Below are 23,307 nucleotides of genomic sequence, written 5' to 3' on the forward strand. Positions count from 1 at the left end.
TTGTCGCCGGGGTTCGTTAGGCTGTACCGGCACGGTTTTTCAGCAGCGCCGCCACGATCGGGCTGCGGACCGACTATCCCACCAGGAGGCGTTGTGAGCGGACTCGGCACCGAGAGCACTGGCACCGAGAAGGCGCCCGTGAGCGGCGGCGCGGCAGAAGCCGAACTCGCGCAAGCGACGCTCAGCTTCCCCGGCGGTACCGCCGAGTTCCCGATCCGGCCGAGCGTCGACGGCGCCTCCAGCATCGACTTCTCGACGCTGACGAAAGCGACCGGCCTCACCAGCCTCGACTACGGTTTCGTCAACACGGCGGCCACCCGCTCGTCGATCACGTACATCGACGGCGAGCAGGGCATCCTGCGCTACCGCGGCTACCCGATCGAGCAGCTGGCCGAGAAGTCGACGTTCCTCGAAGTCGCCTGGCTCCTCATCCACGGTGAGCTCCCGTCGGCGTCCGAGCTCTCGGAGTTCGACGACACCATCCGCCGCCACACGCTGTTGCACGAAGACCTGCGCCGCTTCTTCGACGCACTCCCGCACGACGCGCACCCGATGTCGGTGCTCTCGAGCGCCGTCTCGGCCCTGTCGACGTTCTACCAGGACTCGCTGAGCGTCAGCGATCCCGAGCAGGTGGAGCTCTCGACCATCCGTCTCCTCGCCAAGCTGCCGGTCATCGCCGCCTACGCGCACAAGAAGAGCCTGGGTCAGGCGTTCCTGTATCCGGACAACTCGCTGAGCTTCGTCGACAACTTCCTGCGCCTCAACTTCGGCACCCTCGCGGAGCCGTACGAGGTGAACCCGGTGCTGTCGCGCGCGCTCGAGCGCCTCCTCATCCTCCACGAGGACCACGAGCAGAACGCCTCCACGTCGACCGTGCGGCTGGTCGGGTCCACGCAGGCGAACCTCTTCGCCTCCGTCTCGGCCGGCATCAACGCCCTCTACGGCCCGCTGCACGGCGGCGCCAACGAGGCCGTGCTGCAGATGCTCGCGGGCATCCGCGACTCCGGCGAGAGCGTCCAGAAGTTCGTCGAGCGGGTGAAGAACAAGGAGTCGGGCGTCAAGCTCATGGGCTTCGGTCACCGCGTCTACAAGAACTTCGACCCGCGCGCCAAGCTCGTGAAGCAGTCGGCCGACGAGGTCCTGGAGGCCCTGGGCGTGCACGATCCGCTGCTCGACATCGCCAAGGAGCTGGAGGAGGTCGCGCTTGCCGACCAGTACTTCATCGACCGCAAGCTGTACCCGAACGTCGACTTCTACACGGGCGTGATCTACAAGGCCATGGGCTTCCCGACCCGGATGTTCACGGTGCTGTTCGCGATCGGCCGGCTCCCGGGGTGGATCGCGCACTGGCGCGAGATGAACCTCGACCCGCAGACCAAAATCGGCCGCCCGCAGCAGCTCTACGTGGGTTCGCCTGAGCGCGACCTCGGCCGCTAGGCGCAACGACTCACGTCTCGGCGGCGGTCAGCGCGGCGGGCGGAGCGTGAGGGTTTGGGTGGCCGCCTTCTGGACCGCCGGGGGCGAGAACGGCCACGGGCGTGTCCTGCCCTCGGCCCACAGGTCGGTCTGGTCGGTGTAGTGCGCGTCGAACGCGTGTCCGGAGGCGCCGGTCAGGTTGATCCACGTGCTCTTGTCGAAATCGGCCAGGTCGACGACCATCCGCATCGACGGCACCCGTTCGACCGCGTAGCCGGCCGTCGCGTCCCAGCCGGTGGCATCCACGACGCTGGAGCCGCCGCCGACATGCCACGGCCCGCGGTTGAACAACCACTCGATCGGCGCGACGCCCGACTCGCCGAGGCTGGCGTTCGTCAGTGTGAGCGTGTGGAGGCGGTCCCACCGCCACGATGAGGGGTCGCCGCCCAGCAGCGCGCGCGTCTCACCCCAGGCCCGGTCGGCCGCGTACGTGATCATCGAGTCGCGGTCGGTCGTCCCGAGGTGGGAGTCGACCCACCACGAGGAATCGGGCTCGTCCAGCAGCGACCGCACGACCGAGAACCAGCGATCGCCGCCGGTCGGAGCCGTCGCGATGGGCAGCTTGCGCGCGAACATGTCGTGTAACAGCTCCCGCCAGAACACGGCGAAGAACGCCGTCTGGGCGCTGTCGGCGTCGTCGTGATAGTTCCAGCCGTCGAGGAGGCGCGCGGCCCGCTTCAGATCGGCGGGCGCATCCGACCTCGCGGCGACCTCCCGCAGCACGGGGACGAGGTCGGCGGCGTTCGCGTCGTAGGTGTCCGATTGGATGGCCGACATGTCCGCTGCGGTGACTTTGGTTCCCGAGCCCACGAGCCGTGAGAGCAGCAGCTCGATCCGGTTCGCCCGGTAGCCCTGGTCCCAGTCGGCGGTGATCAGCGCCGGGAATTCGGGACCGACGGCCGCATTGTTGGCCGTGACGATGTAGCCGGAGGGCGGGTCGTAGACCGACGGGAGCTGGTCGAACGGGATGACCCCCGTCCACGCGTACTGACTCGTCCATCCGGGGACCGGCACGGTGCCGTCGCCCGACGCCCGCACCGGGATGAGCCCGGGCGCCTGGTAGCCGATGTGCCCGTCCACGTCGGCGTAGACGAGGTTCTGCGAGGGCACCTGGAACGACTGCGCGGCCGCCCGGAAGCCCGCCCAGTCCCGGGCGGTGTCGAAGGCGAAGATCGCGTTGGCGGTGGTCCCGGGGGTCAGCGCCGTCCAGGCGAGCGACAGCTGGAACTGCTGCGCGGGCACGCCGAGCTTTCCGGCCTGGTCTTTCGCGATGACGGCGTAGGCGTCCCCGATATCGGTGACGATAGGCCCGTGGAGCGTCGATCGCACGGTGATCGTCACGTCGGGGCCTCCGGCGACCCGGATGCGCTCGGTGCGCTTTTGCAGCGGCAGCTGCTGGCCCTCGTATTCGTAGGTGTTCCCGGTAACCTTCTCGACGAAGAGATCGGCGACATCCGGCCCCAGGTTCGTGAACCCCCACGAGATGCGGTCGTTGTGGCCGATGACGATGCCTGGGAAGCCCGAGAAGCTGAAGCCCGCCACATCGAAGGGGCAGGCCGCGCTGACGACCCTGCAGTGCAATCCCATCTGGTACCAGACCGACGGGAGCGCCGCGCCGAGATGCGGGTCGTTGGCGAGCAGCGGTTTTCCGCTGGCGGTGTGGGAACCCGCGACGACCCAGGAGTTGGAGCCGATGTCCGAGCCGGCGGGCCCCATCAGCTGGGGGACCGCATCCACGCTCGCCGCCACCTGTTCCAGCTGGGACGCGTAGACGGCGGGATCGACGGACGGCGTGGAGGCGGCGCCGGCGCCGACGCCGGCGGACGAAGCGACCGCCTGCGGAGCCACGTCGGGGGTCACAGCGCGCGGGTTGCCGCCGCCCAGATCGGTGATCGTCGGGTGGCCGGTGTACGGATAGCCCGGATGCAGCTCGGCGACCTGCTCGGGTGTGAGCTTGGTGGCGAGCAGGGCGCGGTCGACCTCCTCTTCGAGGTTGGACCGGAGGTCCCACGCCATCGCCTTCAACCATGCGATCGAGTCGGCCGGAGTCCACGGCTCCGGCCGGTATGACGGGTTCTGCAGCCCCAGCACGGCGTACTCGAGCGACAGCTCGGCGCCCGAGTGCTTCTTCAGGTAGGCGTTCACGCCGTCCGCGTAGTCCTGGTAGTAGCGGCGCGACACGGGATCGAGGAGCTTCACCTCCTGCTCGGCGACCGTGCGCCAGCCGAGGGTGCGGATGAAAATGTCCGTCGGCACCTGGCTCGCGCCGAACATCTCGGAGAGGCGGCCGGCCGTGACGTGACGACGGAAGTCCATCTCCCAGAAGCGGTCCTGGGCGTGCACGTAGCCCTGCGCCCGGAAGAGATCGTCGGGGGTGGATGCCTCCAGCTGCGGGACACCGGCACTGTCACGATAGACGGTCACGGGCGCGCTGAGGCCGGGGACATCGACCGAGCCGGACGTCTGCGGGAAGGAACGCGTGACCGTCCACACGGCGACCCCGCCGGCGATCACGAGCAGGACCAGGACCACTGTGAGAACGCCGCCGATCACCCGCAGGACCCGGTGGTGCAGTCGCAGCCGGGGGGTGTCGTCGCCCAACGTCGCTCCTTCTCGGGCAGGTGCCGCCGTTCTCTCGGACTGTAGTCCATGCGGGTGACGCGCGCGGCACGATCACAGCTCGACGCTGCTGGACCATCGTCGCGCGCCGGTGATGATCGCCCGGCCGTCCCCGAAGCACGGCGCGAGGAAGACGACGTGTCCGATGAACCACAGGTGGAGCCGGAGGTCGGGAACGGTCGCCCAGAGCACGGCTCCTGCCGCCGCGGTCAGGAGTGGCCCCATCAGTGCGACGAAGGCGATCTGCTTGCCGACGATGGTGCCCGCCGGGGTCAGCGACATGCGGAGCCCGGTCAGTGTCAGGGTGATGCTTCGTATTCCGGGCGCCGCCCGCCGCAGTGCCCCGGTGTGCGCCGCCTCGTGAAGTGCGAAACTTCCCACCAGCCCGACGAGGGCATGGAGCGTGAAGCCGCCCGCGAGGCCGGCCAGATTCACATCGGACGCGGTCACCGCGCACAGCAGCAAGCCGCCCGCGATCGCGACCACGATCGCGACGAACCAGCCGCTGTGCCGCAGGACCGCGAGCGCGACCCGAGCGGGCGCACGTCGATCAAGTGGGATCGTGATGGACATTCAGGTGTCGGAGGCATGCATCAAGGCTCGCTTGTACGCCTGCAACTTCGCGGTGATCACCGCAACGGCGAACGTGAGGGCGCTGAGCGCCACGAACGCGACGACGAGTGGCAGCACGTCACCGAGGCCCGCGCCGACCGCGAGCGCGCCTCCGGCCTTCTCTCGCACCTCGAAGAACACCGCCCCGAAGAACCCCGAAGCGCGAGGGTCGCCCGGATGCGTGCTGAACATGATCCACAACAGGCTCGCGACCACGAGCATGGCGGTCAGGATCAGTCCGATCGTGAGCGACATTCCGACTCTAAGCAACCACTTCATGAGCGTGCCTCCGATTCTTTTCGATGCGTGAGATCCCGTAGACGCTGTACGCCGCGGTGACGAGCGCCAGAACCGCGAGGGCGATCGCGGTGACGAACCCCGGGAGGGCGAACAGGTTGATGCCGATCAGAAGCGTTCCCGCCACCACGACCAGGAGGACGAGACCGACCAGGACCGAGAACGGGTTGCCTCGCTCGGGCGGGAAGGCAACTCCGACCAGGGTCGTCATACAGATGTTCGAGAGCCCCAGACCCACGATCGACAGGCTGGTGCCGAGATCGATCCCCGTCGTCGTCGACAGGGCGATCGAGGGGACGGACACGACAGCCAACAGCACCGATTGGGCGCCGATCAGGCACAGGTATTCATACGCCGGCGCCGGATGCGCGATCCCGATGCGCCGAAGCGGCTCCGAGTTCGAGAAGGCGTAGACCCCCTGGAAGGTCACCAGCAGCAATGCGTAGGGCGGGATGTCGACGCGATAGAACCACAGCAGGAACGTCACGACGACGGTGAGCAGGATGACGACGCCGGTCTCGAAGCTCCGGACCGCGACCAGGAGGTGGGCTCCGAAGCGCCGATCCGCCAGTCGTGAGGGCAAGAGCGAGAAGTGACATTTCAGGGGGACATAGCTGCGGGGTGTCACGAACAGCACCACCACGATGAGGATGGCGCAGCTCAGGAGGAACACGGCCGCCGTCGGCAGGATGCCGACTGACCCGGCCAGCCAGGAGTACACCAACTGAGGCAGCCAGAGCTGTTCCCCGGCGAGGTACGCAGTGAGGAACGCCTCGCTCTGCCTGCTCACGACGGCATACGAGACGACCAGGAAGCCGGCGAGCAGCCCGGGGATGATCAGGCCGCGGAGGCGAGAGAGGCCGACCGCGAGGAGGATCCGCTCGGTGAGGAGGTATCCGACGCTGACGAAGAGGTACAGCGTGATCGCGGGCATCAGGATGCCGGTGACGAGCGGTCCGAGAGCGTCCGCGCCGAGAAGAACGAGACTGGCTGCGGCGAGGCCGCCGAACGCCGCGACGAGCGCGACCAGGACGATGGCCGCCTCGAACAGCGTCAGTGCGAGGGCGCGCTCCCTATTCGTCACCGGCAGCGAGTAGGACAACTGGAGGAGCTCGTCCGCCTTGAAGAAGAGCACCCGGACGATCGTGTACGCCACGGCCAGCCAGAACAGGGTGGAGATCGAGGCGGTGCGGAGGATCGGTTCGACGAAGCCGGAGCCACCGAACACCTGGCGAAGCACGACGACGCTGAGCACGCAGTAGCCGGCGAACGCCGCGGCCACCGCCGCGATCACCACGAAACGGGCGGTCCGGGATGCCAGGAGCCCGCGACCCAGGACCCGTCGCACGATGAAGACGAGGAGGAACCGGACGATCCGGAGGACGCTCGTCACTCGCATGGCTGCGTCGCTTCGAGGAGATCCCGGACCAGTGCGTCGAGTGAACCGTAGTCGTCGGTCAGCTCCGCGGTCGGAGCATCCGCCATGAGCGCGCGCCGATGCAGGAACAGGATCCGATCGGTCACCCGTTCGAGCAGGGGAAAGTCGTGACTGCAGAGGATCACGGACCTGCCGTCGCGGGCGAGCTCCTCGACATCCTCCTCGAATGCGTAGACCGCATCGATGTCGATCCCGTTCAGCGTCTCGTCGACGATCGTCAGCTTCCGCCTGAGCAGCAATGCCGCGATCAGCTGCAGCTTCTTGCGCATCCCGTGCGACAGGTCCTCGATCAGATCTGCGCTGCGCCCGGCCATCTGGTAGCGCTCGAAGAGTCGGTTCATCTCTGCCCGATCGATGCGCTCGCCGTAGAGGCCGTGGAGGAAACGCAGGTACTCCTCGCCGGTGAGGAACTCGGGCATGTGGTCGTTGCTCGCCACATACATGGTGTTCGCCTTCGCGACCCGGCCGCCGTTCGGCTGTGAGCTCAGCCGCACGGACCCGCGCCGGTGGGCGAGGAGGTCGACGATCACCTTGATCAGGGTGGATTTGCCGGAGCCGTTGGGTCCGATGAGACCCACCAGCTCGTCCGTGCCCACCGAGAAGGAGATGTCGTGCAGGATCTCGGCCTGCGATCGATAGGCAAAGCTGAGTCGTTCGACGTCTAACAGCATCGTGCTCCTTCGCAATGGGGCGGGACTCTCATCCCGCCCCACTTCGTCTGGGCGGCGGAGTTCGTCAGTGGGGGAGTGGACGCGCTAGCGACATTCCACCCAGACGTTGACCCCGCTCTGGTTCCATTTCCAGCTCCCGGAGAATCGGCCCTTTCCGTTCGTGATGCACCAGATGGCGAGTGCTGAAGCGATCACGAAGGCGAGGACCATCAGCACGGCCAGGAGCACGAGGAACCAGGCGTCGTATCGGACGATCATGCCGTCCACCTTCTCCCGGATCCCCAGGGCCCCTGACCGTGCGACGGTGCTGAGTACAGCAAGCATGATATTCCTCCCGGTATTTGTGTGTCCATTCCACACGTTTGTGTGCAGAACGTTTTCACCGTACGGAGGTGCCCAGGGGCAGGGCAAGAGTGTTGGAGCGCCCTATTGCATGCGAGGCGGGGCCTCGCGCATCAGCTCGCGCTTCAGGCCGCGGTGAGCGCCGACCAGGCCATCCGCTCCAGCACCGGACGGACCTCGTCGGATGCGACCTGCGCGGCCCCGATCCGTGCGGTGTGCGGGGTGGAGTTGAGGAGGCCGAACGTGCCCTGGACGCGCACGCGCAGCTCGTCCTCGCCCAGGGCGGGGTGCAGCTCGCCGAGCACGCGCATCCACACCTCGACGTAGCGACGCTGGAGGCGACGGACCTGGCGGCGCGCGGAGTCGGGGAGGGCGTCGAGGTCGCGGTCCTGGACCCGGATGGTGTCCGGCTCGCCGAGCGCGAAATCGATGTGGAAGCCGATCAGGGAGCGGAGAGCCGAGGCCGCGTCGGACTCCGCCTGCTCGACGTCCTGCCCGCCCGCCAGCAGCCGTTCGCTGACGCCGACGAGGAGCGCTTCGAGCACGGCCTGCTTCGATGAGAAGTGGCGGTAGACCGCCGGGCCGCTCACGCCGACGGCCGAGCCCAGGTCTTCGATCGAGACGCCGTTGAACCCGCGCTCGGCGAACAGGCCGGCGGCCGCCTCCAGCAGCGCGGCGCGGCGGTCGGCCTTGGCCTGGCTGCGCTGCGTCGGACGGCCGCTCTGCAGCGGCGGTCCCGCGGGACCTGCGGGTTCGAGCTGGGTCATCGTCCTCGATGTCGTGGGGCCGTCCGTGCGGCGGTGCTGGACTTTTCGGTTAATGAACACTAACCTAAAAATCGAGTTAGTGACCACTAACCGACTGCAGTGACAACTATGACGCGATTGTCGATGACGACACGGAGCAGCATGCCGACCCTGACCAGCGATGCGTCCGCCACGGACGCCCGGTTCGAGCAGAACGAGACGGCGCAGCGTGAGCTCGTCGCCGACCTGAGGCGACGGCTCGCCACAGCGGCGGCCGGGGGACCGGAGCGCGCTCGCGAACGGCACGTGGCACGCGGCAAGCTGCTGCCGCGCGACCGGATCGACGCGCTGCTCGACGAGGGGAGCCCCTTCCTCGAGCTCGCACCGCTCGCCGCGACCGGGATGTACGGAGACGAGAGCCCCGCTGCCGGAGTGATCGCCGGCATCGGCCTGGTCGCCGGCCGCCACGTGATGGTCGTTTGCAACGACGCCACCGTCAAGGGTGGAACGTACTACCCGATGACGGTCAAGAAGCACCTCCGGGCTCAGGAGGTCGCGCTCGAGAACCGCCTGCCGTGCATCTACCTCGTGGACTCCGGCGGTGCCTTCCTGCCGATGCAGGACGAGGTGTTCCCCGACCGCGACCACTTCGGCCGTATCTTCTACAACCAAGCCCGGCTGTCCGCCGCGAAGATCCCCCAGATCGCGGCCGTGCTCGGCTCGTGCACCGCTGGTGGGGCCTACGTGCCCGCGATGAGCGACGAGACGGTGATCGTCCGCAACCAGGGCACGATCTTCCTCGGCGGTCCGCCGCTGGTGAAGGCCGCGATCGGCGAGATCGTGACGGCCGAGGAGCTCGGCGGCGGCGACCTCCACGCACGCACGTCCGGCGTGGTCGACCACCTGGCGGAGGACGACGAGCACGCGCTCGCGATCGTCCGCGACATCGTCGCCACCCTCCCGCCGCCGCTGTCGCCCGCCTGGCCGGTGCTCGACGCGGTCGAGCCCGGGGCCGATCCCGCCGAGCTCTACGGCGTCGTTCCCGTCGATGTGCAGGCGCCGTACGACGTGCACGAGGTCATCGCGCGGATCGTCGACGGGAGCGGGTTCGACGAGTTCAAGCCCGAGTACGGCACAACGCTGGTGACCGGTTTCGCACACATCCACGGCCATCCGGTCGGCATCGTCGCGAACAACGGCGTGCTGTTCAGCGAGTCGGCGCTCAAGGGCGCGCACTTCATCGAGCTGTGCGACCAGCGCGGCATCCCACTGCTCTTCCTCCAGAACATCTCGGGCTTCATGGTCGGCCGCGACTACGAGGCCGGGGGCATCGCCAAGAACGGCGCCAAGATGGTCACCGCCGTGGCCACCACGCGCGTGCCCAAGCTCACCGTCGTCATCGGCGGCTCTTTCGGCGCAGGCAACTACTCCATGTGCGGCCGGGCGTACTCGCCACGCTTCCTGTGGATGTGGCCCGCCGCGCGCATCTCGGTGATGGGAGGCCAGCAGGCCGCCAGCGTCCTGGCCACCGTGAAGCGCGATCAGCTGGAGGAGCGCGGCGAGGACTGGCCCGCCGACGAGGAGGCCGCGTTCCGTGCACCCATCGCGGCGCAGTACGAGGAGCAGGGCAACCCCTACTACTCGACCGCGCGCCTCTGGGACGACGGCGTCATCGACCCCGCAGAGACGCGCACCGTGCTCGGACTCGCGCTCGACGTCGTCTCGCGCACCCCGCTCCCCGACACGGCCTTCGGGCTCTTCCGGATGTGATCGCCGTGCCCCACACCGTCCCCTTCCGCACCGTCCTCGTCGCCAACCGCGGCGAGATCGCGTGCCGCGTCATCCGCACGCTGAAGCGGCTCGGCATCCGCTCCGTCGCCGTCTACAGCGACGCCGACCGCGACGCGCCGCACGTGGCGCTCGCCGACCTCGCCGTCCGCCTGGGACCCGCGCCCGCGCGGGACAGCTACCTCAGCGTGTCCGCGATCGTGGAGGCGGCGCGCCGCACCGGCGCCGAGGCCGTCCACCCGGGCTACGGGTTCCTCTCCGAGAATCCGGCGCTCGCCTCGGCCTGCGAGGAGGCCGGCATCGTCTTCGTCGGCCCCGGCGTCCACGCGCTCGAGGTGATGGGCGACAAGATCACCGCCAAGCACGCGGTCGCCGAATACGACGTCCCGACCATCCCGGGCATCGCCGAGCCCGGCCTCACCGACGAGCAGCTCATCGCCGCGGCGGCCGAGATCGGCTATCCGGTGCTCGTCAAGCCGTCCGCCGGGGGCGGTGGCAAGGGGATGCAGGCCGTGCAGTCCGCGGACGAGCTCCCCGAGGCACTGCGGGCGGCTCGGCGGGTGGCGGCCGCCGCATTCGGCGACGAGACGCTGTTCCTGGAGCGGCTGGTCGCGTCCCCGCGCCACATCGAGGTGCAGGTGCTCGCCGACCGGCACGGAGGGATCGTGCACCTGGGGGAGCGCGAGTGCTCGCTCCAGCGCCGGCACCAGAAAGTGATCGAAGAGGCGCCGTCGCCGCTGCTGGATCCGGCCACGCGCGAGCGGATCGGCGCGGCGGCGTGCCGGGTCGCCGCGAGCGTCGGCTACACGGGAGCGGGGACGGTCGAGTTCCTGGTGTCCGCCGACGCCCCGGACGAGTTCTTCTTCATGGAGATGAACACCCGGCTGCAGGTCGAGCATCCGGTGACGGAGCTGGTGACCGGCCTCGACCTGGTGGAGCAGCAGCTGCGGATCGCAGCGGGCGACCCGCTCGCCTTCGGGCAGGACGACGTGCACCTGCGCGGGCACGCCGTCGAGGCGCGCGTCTACGCCGAAGACCCCGAGCGCGGGTTCCTCCCCGCAGCGGGGCACGTGCTGGCCCTGCGCGAACCGGCCGGCGAGGGCATCCGCGTCGACAGCGGCATCGCGGCCGGCATCCCGATCGTCACCGACTACGACCCGATGCTCGCCAAGGTGATCGCCTGGGGCGACGACCGCGCGGAGGCACTGGCCCGCCTGCGCACCGCGCTCGCCGGTACGAGCATCCTCGGCTCCGCCTCGAACATCGCCTGGCTGGTCGACCTGGTCTCCGACGACGACGTGGTCGCCGGCCGGATGGACACGACCCTGATCGACCGCCGCTTCTCGGACCTGACGCCGACTCCGCCGACCGAGGACGAGCTGATCGCGGCGGCGCTGGTCGCGCACCTCGACCGATGGCGGCAACCGCCGTCCGCCGTCGGTTCCGCGTGGGCTGCGCCGACCGGATGGCGGCTCGCCACCGCGCGTCCGTCGCGCTACGACGTGGCCGGTGTCACCGTGACCGTCGCGGGCAACCCCGAGGAGGCGTCGGTCGCGGTCGACGGCGCCGAGGCGCGTCCCGCGTCGCTCCGGCTGCGCTCACCCGAACGAGCGGGTGAGCCCGCGGTCGCCCTGGTCGACGTCGGCGGCAGGATGCTCCGGTTCGACGTCGCCCGCGACGACCGGACCGTCTGGCTCGCGCGCGACGGCCGCGCCCGCCCGCTCCGGCTGCGCGGGCGCGCCGAGCTCCTCGCCGACCGGCTCGCCGCCCTCGACCGCGGAGACGCGGCCGCGCATCCCGAACTCCGTTCGCCGATGCCGGGGACCGTCGTCGCGGTCCCCGTGGGGCCCGGAGCGCACGTCGAGACCGGCGACACCGTCGTGGTCGTCGAGGCGATGAAGATGGAGCACCGCCTGGTCGCCCCCGTCGCGGGAACGGTCACTCTGCACGTCGCGCCGGGCGACCTCGTGCGCCTCGACCAGCTCGTCGCGCGTGTCGACGCATCCGACGCGTCCACTGCCTCCACAGCCTCCGCTTCACCCGTAACGAAAGACAGGAACCCATGACCATGCAGATGGACCGGCCCGCCGACACCGACGTCGCCGGCTTCGAGCTCACCGACGAGCAGCGCCGCCTCCGCGACGAGGTGCGCGACTTCGCCGACACCGTCGTCGCGCCCGCCGCGTACGAGTACGACACGAAGCGCAGCCTGCCGTACGACATCATCGCCGAGATGGGCAGGATGGGCCTGTTCGGCCTCCCGTTCCCGGTCGAGTACGGCGGCCAGGGCAAGGACTACCTCTCGCTCTGCCTCGCCGTCGAGCAGCTGGGACGCGTGGACCAGTCCATCGGCGTCACCCTGGAGGCCGGCGTGGGCCTGGGCGCCATGCCGATCTTCCGGAGCGGCACCGAGGAGCAGAAGCAGCAGTGGCTGCCGATGCTCGCGCGCGGCGAGGCGCTCGCCGGTTTCGGGCTGACCGAGGCCGAGGCCGGGTCGGATGCGGCCGGCACGAAGACGACCGCGGTGCTGCGCGATGGGGAGTGGGTGATCGACGGGACCAAGCAGTTCATCACGAACTCCGGCTCGGAGATCACCAAGCTCGTCACCATCACCGCGGTGACGGGGGAGGAGCGCCGCGCCGACGGGTCCATCAAGAAGGAGCTGTCGGCCATCATCGTGCCGACCGGCACCCCCGGCTTCGTCGCCGAGCCGGTGTACGACAAGGTCGGCTGGCACACCTCCGACACGCACCCGCTGACGCTGACCGACGTTCACGTCCCCGAGAAGAACCTCCTCGGCGAGCGCGGGCGCGGCTACGCCAACTTCGTCGCCACCCTCGACGATGGGCGCGTCGCCTTCGCCGCGCTGTGCACGGGTGCCGCGCAGGGCTGCCTGGAGGAGTCCATCCGGTACGCGCAGAGCCGCAACGTCTTCGGGCGGCCGATCGGCTCCAACCAGTACATCGCGTTCAAGCTCGCCCGGATGCAGGCCCGCGTGCACACCGCCCGGCTCGCCTACTACGACGCGGCCTTCAAGCTGATGGCCGGGAAGCCGTTCAAGATGGAGGCGTCGATCGCCAAGCTGGTCGGCAGCGAGGCGGCGATGGACAACGCCCGCGACGCGACCCAGATTTTCGGCGGCTACGGCTTCCTGAACGAGAGCCCCGTCGCCCGCCACTACCGCGACTCCAAGATCCTGGAGATCGGCGAGGGCACCAGCGAGGTCCAGCTCATGGTCATCTCGCGTGCGCTGGGCTTCACCGCCTAGCCTGAACCCGACGCCGCCGAGCACAGGAAAAATGTTGCCGATTCGACGAAAAGGCCGCAGAAATCCTGTGCTCGGCGGCGGACAGACTCGAGGGAGAGTGAGCGCATGATCGACAAGACGGTGGGGTCGGCGGCGGAGGCGGTGCGGGACATCCCGGACGGGAGCTCGCTCGCGGTGGGCGGCTTCGGACTGTGCGGCATCCCGAGCGCGCTCATCCAAGCGCTGCTCGACGACGGGACGACCGACCTCGACGTGGTCAGCAACAACTGCGGCGTCGACGACTGGGGTCTCGGGCTGCTGCTCGCCGAGCACCGCATCCGCAAGATGACCAGCTCGTACGTAGGGGAGAACAAGGAGTTCGCACGCCAGTTCCTGTCCGGCGAGCTGGAGGTCGAGCTCACCCCGCAGGGGACGCTCGCCGAGAAGCTGCGCGCGGGCGGCGCGGGCATCCCGGCCTTCTTCACGCCGGCGGGAGTCGGCACCCAGATCGCCACGGGCGGCCTGCCGCGCCGCTACGCCGCCGACGGGTCGGTCGCGGTCGCCAGCGAGCCGAAGGAGGTCCGCACGTTCGACGACGCCGAGTACGTGCTGGAGCGGTCCCTCCGCCCCGACTTCGCCCTCGTCCACGCGGTGAAGGGCGACCGGCACGGCAACCTGGTCTTCCACGCCGCGGCGATGAACTTCAACCCGCTCGCCGCGATGGCCGGCCGCATCACCATCGCCGAGGTCGAGGAGCTCGTCGAACCGGGAGAACTCGACCCCGGCCAGGTGCACTGCCCGGGGATCTTCGTCCAGCGCGTGGTGCACGCGCCTGGCATGGAGAAGCGGATCGAACGCCGGACGGTGGCGCAGCCGGCACCCGCCGCCGCATCGGAAGGGACCGCACGATGAGCCTCACACGCACCGAACTCGCCGCCCGCGTGGCGCGCGAGCTCGAGAACGGCCAGTACGTCAACCTCGGGATCGGGATGCCTACGCTCATCCCGAACTACATCCCGGAGGGCGTCGAGGTGATCCTCCACTCGGAGAACGGCGTGCTCGGCGTCGGCCCGTATCCCGCCGACGATGCCGTCGACCCCGACCTCATCAACGCGGGCAAGGAGACCGTCACCGTCAACCGCGGCGCCGCCTTCTTCGACTCGTCGCTCTCGTTCGGGATGGTGCGCGGCGGCCACGTCGACCTCGCCGTGCTCGGCGCGATGGAGGTCTCGGAGTCCGGCGACCTCGCCAACTGGATGATCCCCGGCAAGATGGTGAAGGGGATGGGCGGCGCGATGGACCTGGTCTTCGGCGCCAAGCGGCTGATCGTCATGATGGAGCACGTGGACAAGGAGGGCCGCCCGAAGATCGTCCGCGAGTGCACCCTCCCGCTCACGGGCACCGGATGCGTCGACCGCATCATCACCGATCTCGCGGTCATCGACGTGACCCCCGACGGGCTGGTGCTCCGCGAGACGGCCCCCGGGGTCACCGTCGACGAGGTGGTCGCCGCGACGGGGGCTCCGCTCGCGGTCGAGGTGGAGGTGGCGTCATGAGGGAGATCGAGCAGCGCGGGCTGTACTACGAGGAGTTCGAGCCGGACACGCGTTACCTGCACCGACCGGGACGCACGGTGACCGAAGCCGACAACATCTTCTTCACGACGCTCACGATGAACACGCAGGCCCTCCACCTGGATGCGGCGTGGTCGGCCCGCCAGCCCTTCGGAGAGCGGCTGGTGAACTCCATGTTCACGCTCGCGACGATCGTCGGTGCGTCCGTGACCCAGCTCACGCAGGGCACGATCGTGGCGAACCTGGGTTTCAGCGAGGTCTCGTTCCCGCATCCACTGCACCACGGCGACACCCTGTACTCGGAGACGGTCGTCCTGGGCAAGCGGCTCTCCGCCTCCCGCCCCGGCCAGGGGATCGTCACCCTCGAGCACACCGGACGCAACCAGGACGGCGTGGTCGTCGCGACAGCGACCCGGCAGGTCATGGTGTGGTGCCGGGATGCGGTGCCCCCGGGCGTCGACGCGGCGGATCGGGCGGTGGACGCGGACGTGGACGGCGACGGGGATGGCCTCTCGGACGCTCTGGATCCCGGAGCGACCGCACCGGACGGCGTGCTGTGAGGGGGAGCGCGCCGGAGGAGTTCCCGTGGGGCCCCGCGCTCCTCTTCTGCCCGGCCGACCGCCCGGAGCGCTACGCGAAAGCTCTGGAGCGGGCGGACGCGGTGATCCTCGACCTCGAGGATGCGGTCGACCCCGCGCGGAGGGTGGCGGCACGGGAGGCACTGGTCGCGTCCGACCTCGATCCCGAACGCGTCATCGTGCGGGTCAATCCGGCCGGGAGCGACGACCACGACGCGGACCTGTCCGCGCTCGCCGCGACCCCGTACCGTTTCGCCATGCTGCCGAAGGCCGAGCGTGCCGCCGACCTGGCGGGACTGGCCGACTACGCGGTCATCGCCCTGTGCGAGACCGCGGCGGGTGTGCTGGCCGCTCCCGACCTCGCACGCGCGCCGGGCGCGCTCGCCCTCATGTGGGGCGCGGAGGATCTGGTCGCCTCGCTCGGCGGCACGTCCAGCCGGGGCCCCGACGGCGGCTACCGCGATGTGGCGCGGTTCGCGCGTTCGGCGGTGCTGCTGGCGGCCGGCGCGGCCGGGGTGCACGTGGTCGACACCGTCCATCTCGACATCGCCGACCTCGACGGCCTGGCGGAGGAGGCGGAGGATGCGGTCGCCGTCGGATTCGCCGCGACGGCGTGCATCCATCCGGGCCAGGTGGAGACGATCCGGGCGGCGTACCGACCCGATCCGCGCGACGTGGAAGCGGCCCGCGAGCTGCTCGACGCCGCGGAACGGGCGGGCGGTGGAGTGTTCCGTCACGCCGGACGAATGGTCGACGGGCCGGTCCTCGCACACGCCAGGGCGGTGCTCCGCCGTTCGTGATGAAACTGTGACCTAGGATTCCGCCGGGGTTCACCCGTTTCGTCATCTGGGCGTCGGAGGCATGCCGTAATCTTCAAGTGTTCACTAGGAGATTGAAGGTTCTCGAAACGATTCGAGAGCCGTCGGTTCCCCAGCGAGACGACGTGTGAAGCATCGCGTCGAGACGGAGCCCGGGGAGGGGGAGAAATGCCACAGCTGCTTCCCCTGCGCCTGCTCGAAAGCGTCGGTCTCCGTGCCTCGGATGCTTCGCGTGCTGCTGCGGCCGCGTCCCGAGACACCAGCCCGGAGGGCGGGAGCGCACCCGAGTCTGCGGAGGCTCCCGCTCCCGCGTCGGCGCCCGCGTCGGCGGCTCCTGCCGCTCCTGCCGCTCGCACGACCGAGCGCCCCGGTGCCCGCACACGTGAGCTCGCCCGAGCCGGGTCGGCTCAGCCTCCCACCGGCGTCGTCGACATCGACCCGGCGAGCGCGAGCACCGGCCCATTGCCGATCATCGCTCCGCGGCGCATCGGCGAGAGCGACCTCACGGTGTACCCGCTGTCCCTCGGCGCGAGCGTCTTCGGCTGGACCGCAGACGGCGACACGTCCCTGGCCATCCTCGACCGCTTCGCGGAGCTCGGCGGCAACTTCATCGACACCGCCGACAGCTACGTCGGCGGCCGCAGCGAGGTGCTGATCGGCACGTGGATGCGCGACCGCGGCAACCGCGACCGCGTGGTCGTCGGCACCAAGGTTGGCCGTCACCACGAGAACCCCGGACTCGGCGCGGTGAGCGTCGTGCGCGCCGTCGAGGCCTCGCTCGAACGGCTCAAGACCGACTACATCGACATCCTGTACTTCCACGACGACGACCCGGAGACCCCGCTGGAGGACAGCCTCGCGACGGCGGAGTGGCTGATCGAGAGCGGCAAGGTGCGCTACCTCGCCGCCTCGAACTTCAGCGCGGACCGACTGATCGAGGCCCGTATCCTGGCGTCCTCCGGGCTGCCCAAGTTCGTCGCCATCCAGAACCAGTACAACCTCATGCACCGCACCGAGTTCGAGAGCGCGCCGCGCATCGTCGCGGCGGCGCAGGGACTCGCGGTCATGCCGTACTACGCGCTCGCGAACGGTTTCCTCACCGGCAAGTACCGCAGCAAGAGCGACCTCACCGCTGGTGCGCGGAGCATTCGTGCCTCCGCGTACGTGAACCGTCGCGGCCAGCGCGTGCTGACCGTGGTCGACCGCATCGCCCGCGAGCACCGGGTGGCGCCGGCGAGCATCGCCCTGGCGTGGCTCCTTGCGAAGCGCACGATCGTCGCGCCCGTCGCCAGCGCGAGCCGTCCCGACCAGGTGGATGCGCTCATGGCGGCCGCGGGCATCCGCCTGACGCGCTCCCAGATGCTCGACCTCGACCGCGTCTCCGAGTAGCCGCCGCGACGCACCCGCGGCTGGCTGACACGACACGCCGTCGCGGGCGCCTGTCGCGCGGCGTGTTGCGTCAACTCGCTGCCGCTCGCGCGCATCCATGGGACGCAACACGCCGTTATGCGCGGCGGTTTACGGCGTGTTGCACCCATCGTTCGGCGCGACGGGCGCGACGGGCGCGACGGGCGCGACGCCGGCCGGCCGGGCGGGCTACGCCTGGCTCAGGATGCGGTCCAGGGCGCGGTGCAGCGCGGCGCCCGCCGCGATCGGGTCGCCGACGTAGCCGCCTGCGAGCGCGCCGTCGCGCGCGAGGATCAGGTCGTCGGCGGCGTCTCCGGGACGTGGGTGGCCGATCTGGCGGAACAGCTCCTCGATCCGGTCGGCGTACCAGTCCCGGTGCGCCGTCACGGCGACACGCACGGGATCGTTCTCGTCGGAGAACTGCGCAGCAGCATTGATGAACGGGTCGCCGTGGAAGTCGGGGTCCACCGCCTGCTGGTTGATCGAGTCGACCAGAGCACGTGCGATGTCGCGCGGGTCGTCGAATTTCGCCTCCTGTTCGGCGAACCACTCGCGCACCTGCCGGTCGCGGCCTTCGACGTAGGCGATGATCAGGAGGTCCTTCGACCGGTAGTGCTTGTAGAAGGTGGCCTTGGTCACGCGCGCACCCGCGATGATCCGGTCGACTCCGACGGTGTGGATGCCTTCTTGGTAGAAGAGCTCATCCGCCGTGGCGAGGATCTTGACCTTGGAGGGTGCGGGCGGCCGGATGGTCGCTCGGGCACTTACGACCATCCGGCACGACTCCTTCTGCTGGGGGAGGCGACGACCGCCTCCGGCTGTTGCTTCCCGAAGTATAGCAGTAGACAGACGAGTCTGTTTGTCCTCGTTTTCTCCGTCGGGGCTTTCCGCAGGGGCTGGCGTAGGGTGGAGGGGATGAACAGCGCAGTCGACCTTCCGCTCGGTCTGGCCGACCTCACGTTCGCCGCTTCGGGCGACGCGCTCGTCCGACGCACCGTACTCCCCAGCGGCATCCGCGTGCTCAGCGAGCAGGTTCCCGGGGCGCGCAGCGCCACGCTCGGGTACTGGGTCGCCGTCGGCTCCCGCGACGAGAGCGAGGGCGAGCCCGGCCATCCAGGCACCCTCGGATCGACGCACTTCCTGGAGCACCTGCTCTTCAAGGGCACGCGCACGCGCACCGCGCTCGACATCGCGGTCGCCTTCGATTCGGTCGGCGGCGAGCACAACGCGATGACCGCCAAGGAGTACACCTGCTACTACGCCAAGGTGCAGGATCGCGACCTCGCCATGGCCGTGGACGTCATCGGCGACATGCTCACCTCTTCCGTGCTCGACCCGACCGAGTTCGAGAACGAACGGGGAGTCATCCTCGAAGAGCTGTCGATGGCGGAGGACGACCCCGCCGATGTCGCGAGCGAGCGGATGTTCCAGGCGGTCCTCGGCGCGCATCCCCTCGGCCGTCCCATCGGGGGTCGCCCGGACACCATCCACGCAGCCACCCGGGACGGCGTGTGGGAGCACTACCGGGCGAACTATCGGCCGCAGGACCTCGTGGTGACCGCTGCGGGAGCCGTCGACCACGACCTCCTCGTCGCGGGTGTCGAGCGAGCCCTCGTCGCCGCCGGCTGGGATCTGGACCTCGCAGCGCACCCCGTCGACCGTCGCGCCGGTTCCGTCGCGGACATCCAGCGGGGGAGCGCGATCGTCACGGTCCAGCGTCCGACCGAACAGGCGAACCTCTTCGTCGGGATGCCCGGGATCGTCGCGACGGACGACCGCCGCACCACGATGAGCGTGCTCAACTCGATCCTCGGCGGCGGGATGTCGAGCCGGCTGTTCCAGGAGGTCCGCGAGCGCCGCGGCCTGGCCTACGCCGTGTACTCGTTCTCCGGGTCGTACTCCGACGCGGGCGTCTTCGGCCTCTACGCCGGCTGCGCGCCCGCCAAGGCACGTCAGGTCGGCGAGCTGATGCTCGACGAGCTGCGGCGGATGGCATCCGGCGGCGTGACCGCGGACGAGCTGCGGCGGGCGGTCGGACAGCTGTCCGGCGGCGCGGCGCTGGCGTTGGAGGACTCCGACACCCGCATGTCCCGGCTCGGCCGCGCCGAGATCACCCTCGGCGAGTTCGCCGACCTCGACGAGAGTCTCCGCCGCCTCCACCTCGTCACCGTCGACGACGTCCGCGCCCTCGCCGCCGATCTGGCGGGGCGCCCGATCTCCGTAGCGGCGGTGGGGAGCGTCACCGACGAGACGTTTGCCGGTCTCGCTCCCTGATCCTCCCTCTTCCCGCTCCATTCTTCGAAAGGTCCAGCTTCGTGCCCCATTACATCTACCTGGTGCGCCACGGCGAGCAGCAGGACGCTGAGCACGGCCTGCCGGACGGCCCGCTCTCGCCGCGCGGCAAGCGCCAGGCGCAGCTGATCGCGGAGCGCCTGAGCGGCATCCCGTTCACGTCGATGTACCACTCGCCGCTCAACCGTGCGACGGAGACCGCCGCGATCATGGCGGAGCGGATGCCCGCGCTGGAGCCGCAGCCGTCGAACCTCCTGTTCGACTGCATCCCGTCGGGCCCGACGCCGGACATGCCGAAGGCGTTCGAGTCGTTCTTCGGCCCGGTGACGGAGGCGGAGATCGAGGCGGGACACGCGCAGATGGACGACGCTGTCCACGAGTTCCTGACGCCCGCGATGGGGGACCGGCACGACCTCCTGATCACCCACAATTTCGTGATCGGCTGGTTCGTGCGCCACGTGTTCGACGCTCCGGATTGGCGCTGGCTCGGGCTCAATCAGGCCAATTGCGGCCTGACGATCATCCGGGTCCGGTCGGCCAAGCCGCCGGTGCTCGTCGTGCACAACGACCTGGGCCACCTGCCCGTCGAGCTGCGCACCGGCCTGCCGGAGCTGCAGCCGGTCTAGGCCCGAGGCGCAGCCGCAGTCGCAGTCGTCGGCGGGCCGTCAGCTGATCGGCTCGAGCGGCTTGCGGAACCAGTCGGTGGCGTTCGGGTTGTCGTTGTACGGCTGGATGCTCTGGTAGCCGTGGGAGCGGTAGAGCCCGGCGGCCGCCTCCAGGCTCTGATTGGTGTCGAGCACGACCTCCGTCGCCCCGAAACCGCGGGCGCGCAGCTCCAGCTCGGCGAGGATCGCACGGCCGTATCCGCCGCCGCGTCGTGCCGGGGTCACCCACAGGTGCTTGATCTCGTAGCGGACCACCGGTCGGCCGTCCTCCGATTCACCGAGCGGGACTCGCAACTCCCGGACGCCGCCGCAGCCGACCTCGACGCCGTCGTCGTACGCGAGGAGGAAGACACCGTTCGGCGCGACGAACTGCCCCGGGTCCGGAAACATGGTGCGGTACGCGCCCTGCGCGGACGGGAAGGTCTCGGCGCGCTCGGCGAAGTAGTCGGAGAGCATCCGGTGGGCGGTCGCGTCGGTGACGGCGACGTCTGCGAAAGACACCATCGACCCAGCGTAAACCCGGCGGATCGCCGCGACGCCGCGGGTAGGCTGGGTGGGTGAGTATTCGCGTGGCCGTCGCCGGAGCGACCGGAAAACTGGGAAGCGTGGCGGTACGTCTCATCGAGCAGTCGGACGATCTCGAACTGGTGGCGCGACTCGACTCGCGCTCGCCGCTGGAGGAGATGCTCGGCGCCGACGTGCTTGTCGACATGACGCTCCCACAGGTGAGCCCCGCGATCGTCGCCTTCGCGGTCGACAACGGTCTCAACGTCCTGGTCGGCACCTCGGGATGGTCGGCGGACCGCATCCTCGACCTGGTACGTCGGGTCGCGCTGCACGACGGGCGCGGCGCGGTCGTCATCCCCAACTTCTCGCTCGGCTCCGCGCTGGGGACCGCCTTCGCGACCGTCGCCGCGCGGTTCTTCGACTCCATCGAGATCATCGAGGCGCACGGCGCGGGCAAGGTCGACTCGCCCTCGGGCACCGCCGTCCGCACGGCCGAGCTGATCGGCGCTGCGCGCGCGGCGAAGGGACCGGTGGAGGCGCCGCATTCGGACCAGCGCGCGCGGGGACAGCAGGTGGCGAGCGTCCCGATCCACAGTCTGCGGATGCGCGGCGTCGCGGCCCAGCAGCAGGTGATCTTCGGCGGCCCGGGGGAGCAGCTCACCATCCGCCACGACACGATCGGCGCGGAGGCGTACGAGGCGGGCATCCTGCTCGCCCTGCGCTACGCCGCCTCGGCCGTCGGGGTGACCGTGGGTCTCGACAAGCTGATCGATCTCGGCATCGCCGAGCCGGACGGCGAACCGCCCCGGCCGACCGTGCGGGACGCCGGTGCGGACGGCACCGACCTGACGCGATGAGGAATCGTCTGGCGGCCATCCTGATGGCGGTGCTGCTGCTCGTGTACTTGGTGCTCGTGACCCAGCGGGCCGTCCTGCTGATCGCGACGGGCGTGCCGGTCGGCGTCGCCATGGGTGTGGCCCTGTTCGTGCTGCCGCTCATCGCGGCGTGGGCGATCGGCCGCGAGCTCCTCTTCGGTGCCCGCACCGAACGACTGGTGCGGCAGCTCGCCGCCGAGGGCAACCTGCCCGAGGAGGATCTGCCGACCCGCGCCAGCGGACGCCCGCTGCGGGACGCGGCGGACGAGCAGTTCCCGCAGTACCGCGCGGAGGTGGAGGCCGCGCCCGACAGTTGGCGCGCCTGGTTCCGGCTCGGCCTGGCGTACGACGCCTCGGGCGACCGGCGTCGCGCACGGGAGGCGCTTCGCCAGGCGATCCGGCTGGAACGGGCGGCCGCCAAGGCGGGCGGCCAGCCCGCGCGCTAGAGCCCGAAGTCAGGCGGCACGCACCTCGACCAGCCGGTCCATCGCATCCTGAACCGTGCGGTCCCGGAACACGAAACCGTCGTCGAGCAGCTTCCGTGGGACGACGCGCTGATCGGCGAGCAGCAGCTCGCGCCCCGCATCCTGCAGCGCCAGCTCGATCGCGAACCGGGGGACCGGCAGGAAGTAGGGCCGGCGCACGGCCTGGGTCAACGCCGTGATCAGCGCGGCCGCCGTCGCCCTTGTCGGGCCCGCGAGATTGACCGGTCCCTCGAGCGTCGAGCCGAGCAGGTGCACGAGCGCGGCGGCCTCGTCGTGGAGGCTGATCCACGGCCAGTGCTGGCGTCCGGTGCCCAGGGGACCGGCAAGTCCCGCCTTCGCGAGCGGGAGCAGGGGAGTGAGGGCTCCGCCCCGGCCGATCACGACCCCGGTTCGGGCAAGGGCGACGCGGGTGGCCGACGGGGCCAGGCGCGCGGCCGCCTCCCAGGCGTCGACGACATCGGACAGGAAGCCGGTTCCCTTGCTCGCCGCTTCGGTCAGCTCCTGCCCGGGACGATCGCCGTAGTATCCGACCGCGGACCCGCTGACGAACACCGCGGGAGGGTCATCGGCCCGCCGCATCGCCTCGGCGAGGGTGCCCGTCGCCTGCAGCCGGGACGAGAGGATGCGCCGTTTGGTCGCCCGCGTCCACGGCAGGCGCTGCAGCGACGCGCCGGAGAGGTTGACGACGCCCTCCGCCCAGTCGAAGAGTTCCACGGCGACCGACCGCTCCGCCGGATCCCACCGGAACTCGTCCGATCCGGTCGGCTCCCGCCGGACCAGCCTCCGGACCTCGTGCCCGGACGCCGCCAGCTGGGCGAGCAGCTCGCCGCCGATCATGCCGGACGCGCCGGCGAGGAGCACTCTCATGCT

General features: G+C 70.0%; 23 protein-coding genes. 13 read left to right on the forward strand and 10 right to left on the reverse strand.

The features are described from left to right. Window positions 1–138 precede the first annotated feature (138 nt). Window positions 139–1,437 (forward strand): citrate synthase, encoded by a 1,299-nt coding sequence (locus P3F85_RS05010; RefSeq protein WP_374010998.1) that lies wholly within the window; start codon window positions 139–141, stop codon window positions 1,435–1,437. A gap of 27 nt (window positions 1,438–1,464) precedes the next feature. On the opposite strand, the gene P3F85_RS05015 is transcribed toward P3F85_RS05010, so the two are convergent. The 7 genes from P3F85_RS05015 to P3F85_RS05045 form a co-directional block, all read right to left on the reverse strand. Then, entirely contained in the window at window positions 1,465–4,077 is a 2,613-nt protein-coding gene (locus tag P3F85_RS05015) for a penicillin acylase family protein (RefSeq protein WP_374010149.1), read from the reverse strand. Window positions 4,078–4,149: 72 nt separating this feature from the next. Next, window positions 4,150–4,668: a hypothetical protein gene (locus P3F85_RS05020; protein WP_374010150.1), complete on the reverse strand. Its 519-nt coding sequence runs from the start codon at window positions 4,666–4,668 to the stop codon at window positions 4,150–4,152. Next, a complete protein-coding gene (locus P3F85_RS05025; RefSeq protein ID WP_374010151.1) occupies window positions 4,669–4,962 on the reverse strand; it encodes a hypothetical protein in 294 nt (97 codons plus the stop codon). It lies immediately after the preceding gene. Window positions 4,963–4,969: 7 nt separating this feature from the next. Next, on the reverse strand, window positions 4,970–6,403 hold the full coding sequence (locus tag P3F85_RS05030; RefSeq protein ID WP_374010152.1) for a hypothetical protein: 1,434 nt from the start codon (window positions 6,401–6,403) through the stop codon (window positions 4,970–4,972). Continuing rightward, on the reverse strand, window positions 6,394–7,113 hold the full coding sequence (locus tag P3F85_RS05035; RefSeq protein ID WP_374010153.1) for an ATP-binding cassette domain-containing protein: 720 nt from the start codon (window positions 7,111–7,113) through the stop codon (window positions 6,394–6,396). The genes P3F85_RS05030 and P3F85_RS05035 overlap by 10 nt, the downstream gene beginning before the upstream one ends. Window positions 7,114–7,197: 84 nt before the next feature. Continuing rightward, window positions 7,198–7,437, reverse strand: a complete 240-nt coding sequence (locus P3F85_RS05040) for a hypothetical protein (protein WP_374010154.1) — start codon at window positions 7,435–7,437, stop codon at window positions 7,198–7,200. A 143-nt stretch (window positions 7,438–7,580) separates the two neighbouring features. Continuing rightward, on the reverse strand, window positions 7,581–8,222 hold the full coding sequence (locus P3F85_RS05045; protein ID WP_374010155.1) for a TetR/AcrR family transcriptional regulator: 642 nt from the start codon (window positions 8,220–8,222) through the stop codon (window positions 7,581–7,583). 141 nt (window positions 8,223–8,363) lie between these two features. Between P3F85_RS05045 and P3F85_RS05050 the strand changes: the two genes are divergently transcribed. The 8 genes from P3F85_RS05050 (at window position 8,364) to P3F85_RS05085 (ending at window position 17,595) form a co-directional block, all read left to right on the forward strand. Further along, complete coding sequence (locus tag P3F85_RS05050) at window positions 8,364–9,971, forward strand: carboxyl transferase domain-containing protein (protein WP_374010999.1); 1,608 nt, start codon at window positions 8,364–8,366, stop codon at window positions 9,969–9,971. A gap of 5 nt (window positions 9,972–9,976) precedes the next feature. After that, window positions 9,977–12,055: a biotin carboxylase N-terminal domain-containing protein gene (locus P3F85_RS05055; protein ID WP_374010156.1), complete on the forward strand. Its 2,079-nt coding sequence runs from the start codon at window positions 9,977–9,979 to the stop codon at window positions 12,053–12,055. Beyond that, entirely contained in the window at window positions 12,052–13,257 is a 1,206-nt protein-coding gene (locus P3F85_RS05060) for an acyl-CoA dehydrogenase family protein (protein ID WP_374010157.1), read from the forward strand. The genes P3F85_RS05055 and P3F85_RS05060 overlap by 4 nt, the downstream gene beginning before the upstream one ends. A 105-nt stretch (window positions 13,258–13,362) precedes the next feature. Further along, the gene (locus P3F85_RS05065) at window positions 13,363–14,148 is read left to right on the forward strand and encodes a CoA transferase subunit A (RefSeq protein WP_374010158.1); all 786 of its coding nucleotides are present in this window, start codon (window positions 13,363–13,365) and stop codon (window positions 14,146–14,148) included. Beyond that, complete coding sequence (locus P3F85_RS05070; RefSeq protein ID WP_374010159.1) at window positions 14,145–14,792, forward strand: CoA transferase subunit B; 648 nt, start codon at window positions 14,145–14,147, stop codon at window positions 14,790–14,792. The genes P3F85_RS05065 and P3F85_RS05070 overlap by 4 nt, the downstream gene beginning before the upstream one ends. Next, window positions 14,789–15,370: a MaoC family dehydratase gene (locus P3F85_RS05075; protein ID WP_374010160.1), complete on the forward strand. Its 582-nt coding sequence runs from the start codon at window positions 14,789–14,791 to the stop codon at window positions 15,368–15,370. Before P3F85_RS05070 ends, P3F85_RS05075 begins: the two co-directional genes overlap by 4 nt. Continuing rightward, window positions 15,367–16,188, forward strand: a complete 822-nt coding sequence (locus P3F85_RS05080) for a CoA ester lyase (protein ID WP_374010161.1) — start codon at window positions 15,367–15,369, stop codon at window positions 16,186–16,188. Before P3F85_RS05075 ends, P3F85_RS05080 begins: the two co-directional genes overlap by 4 nt. Window positions 16,189–16,374: 186 nt before the next feature. After that, the gene (locus P3F85_RS05085; protein WP_374010162.1) at window positions 16,375–17,595 is read left to right on the forward strand and encodes an aldo/keto reductase; all 1,221 of its coding nucleotides are present in this window, start codon (window positions 16,375–16,377) and stop codon (window positions 17,593–17,595) included. Between the two features lie 207 nt (window positions 17,596–17,802). On the opposite strand, the gene P3F85_RS05090 is transcribed toward P3F85_RS05085, so the two are convergent. Beyond that, a complete protein-coding gene (locus P3F85_RS05090) occupies window positions 17,803–18,387 on the reverse strand; it encodes a TetR/AcrR family transcriptional regulator (RefSeq protein ID WP_374010163.1) in 585 nt (194 codons plus the stop codon). A gap of 141 nt (window positions 18,388–18,528) precedes the next feature. Here P3F85_RS05090 and P3F85_RS05095 point away from each other — a divergent pair, with 141 nt between their 5' ends. Both P3F85_RS05095 and P3F85_RS05100 read left to right on the forward strand, forming a co-directional pair. Further along, window positions 18,529–19,887, forward strand: coding sequence for a M16 family metallopeptidase (locus tag P3F85_RS05095; RefSeq protein WP_374010164.1), 1,359 nt, complete (start codon window positions 18,529–18,531; stop codon window positions 19,885–19,887). A gap of 41 nt (window positions 19,888–19,928) precedes the next feature. After that, window positions 19,929–20,531, forward strand: coding sequence for a histidine phosphatase family protein (locus tag P3F85_RS05100; RefSeq protein WP_374010165.1), 603 nt, complete (start codon window positions 19,929–19,931; stop codon window positions 20,529–20,531). Window positions 20,532–20,570: 39 nt separating this feature from the next. Here the strand turns inward: P3F85_RS05100 and P3F85_RS05105 are convergent, their stop codons facing one another. Beyond that, on the reverse strand, window positions 20,571–21,074 hold the full coding sequence (locus tag P3F85_RS05105; RefSeq protein WP_374010166.1) for a GNAT family N-acetyltransferase: 504 nt from the start codon (window positions 21,072–21,074) through the stop codon (window positions 20,571–20,573). A 53-nt stretch (window positions 21,075–21,127) separates the two neighbouring features. Here P3F85_RS05105 and dapB point away from each other — a divergent pair, with 53 nt between their 5' ends. Both dapB and P3F85_RS05115 read left to right on the forward strand, forming a co-directional pair. Continuing rightward, the gene (gene dapB, locus P3F85_RS05110) at window positions 21,128–21,934 is read left to right on the forward strand and encodes a 4-hydroxy-tetrahydrodipicolinate reductase (RefSeq protein ID WP_374010167.1); all 807 of its coding nucleotides are present in this window, start codon (window positions 21,128–21,130) and stop codon (window positions 21,932–21,934) included. After that, window positions 21,931–22,398 carry a tetratricopeptide repeat protein gene (locus tag P3F85_RS05115; RefSeq protein ID WP_374010168.1) on the forward strand — a complete coding sequence of 156 codons (468 nt, stop codon included), beginning with the start codon at window positions 21,931–21,933 and terminating at the stop codon, window positions 22,396–22,398. The genes dapB and P3F85_RS05115 overlap by 4 nt, the downstream gene beginning before the upstream one ends. Before the next feature lie 9 nt (window positions 22,399–22,407). On the opposite strand, the gene P3F85_RS05120 is transcribed toward P3F85_RS05115, so the two are convergent. Then, window positions 22,408–23,304 carry a TIGR01777 family oxidoreductase gene (locus tag P3F85_RS05120; protein WP_374010169.1) on the reverse strand — a complete coding sequence of 299 codons (897 nt, stop codon included), beginning with the start codon at window positions 23,302–23,304 and terminating at the stop codon, window positions 22,408–22,410. Window positions 23,305–23,307: the final 3 nt, after the last annotated feature.

The sequence above is a fragment of the Leifsonia sp. T36S-04 genome, assembly GCF_042465655.1.
Classification (GTDB): Bacteria; Actinomycetota; Actinomycetes; order Actinomycetales; family Microbacteriaceae; genus Leifsonia.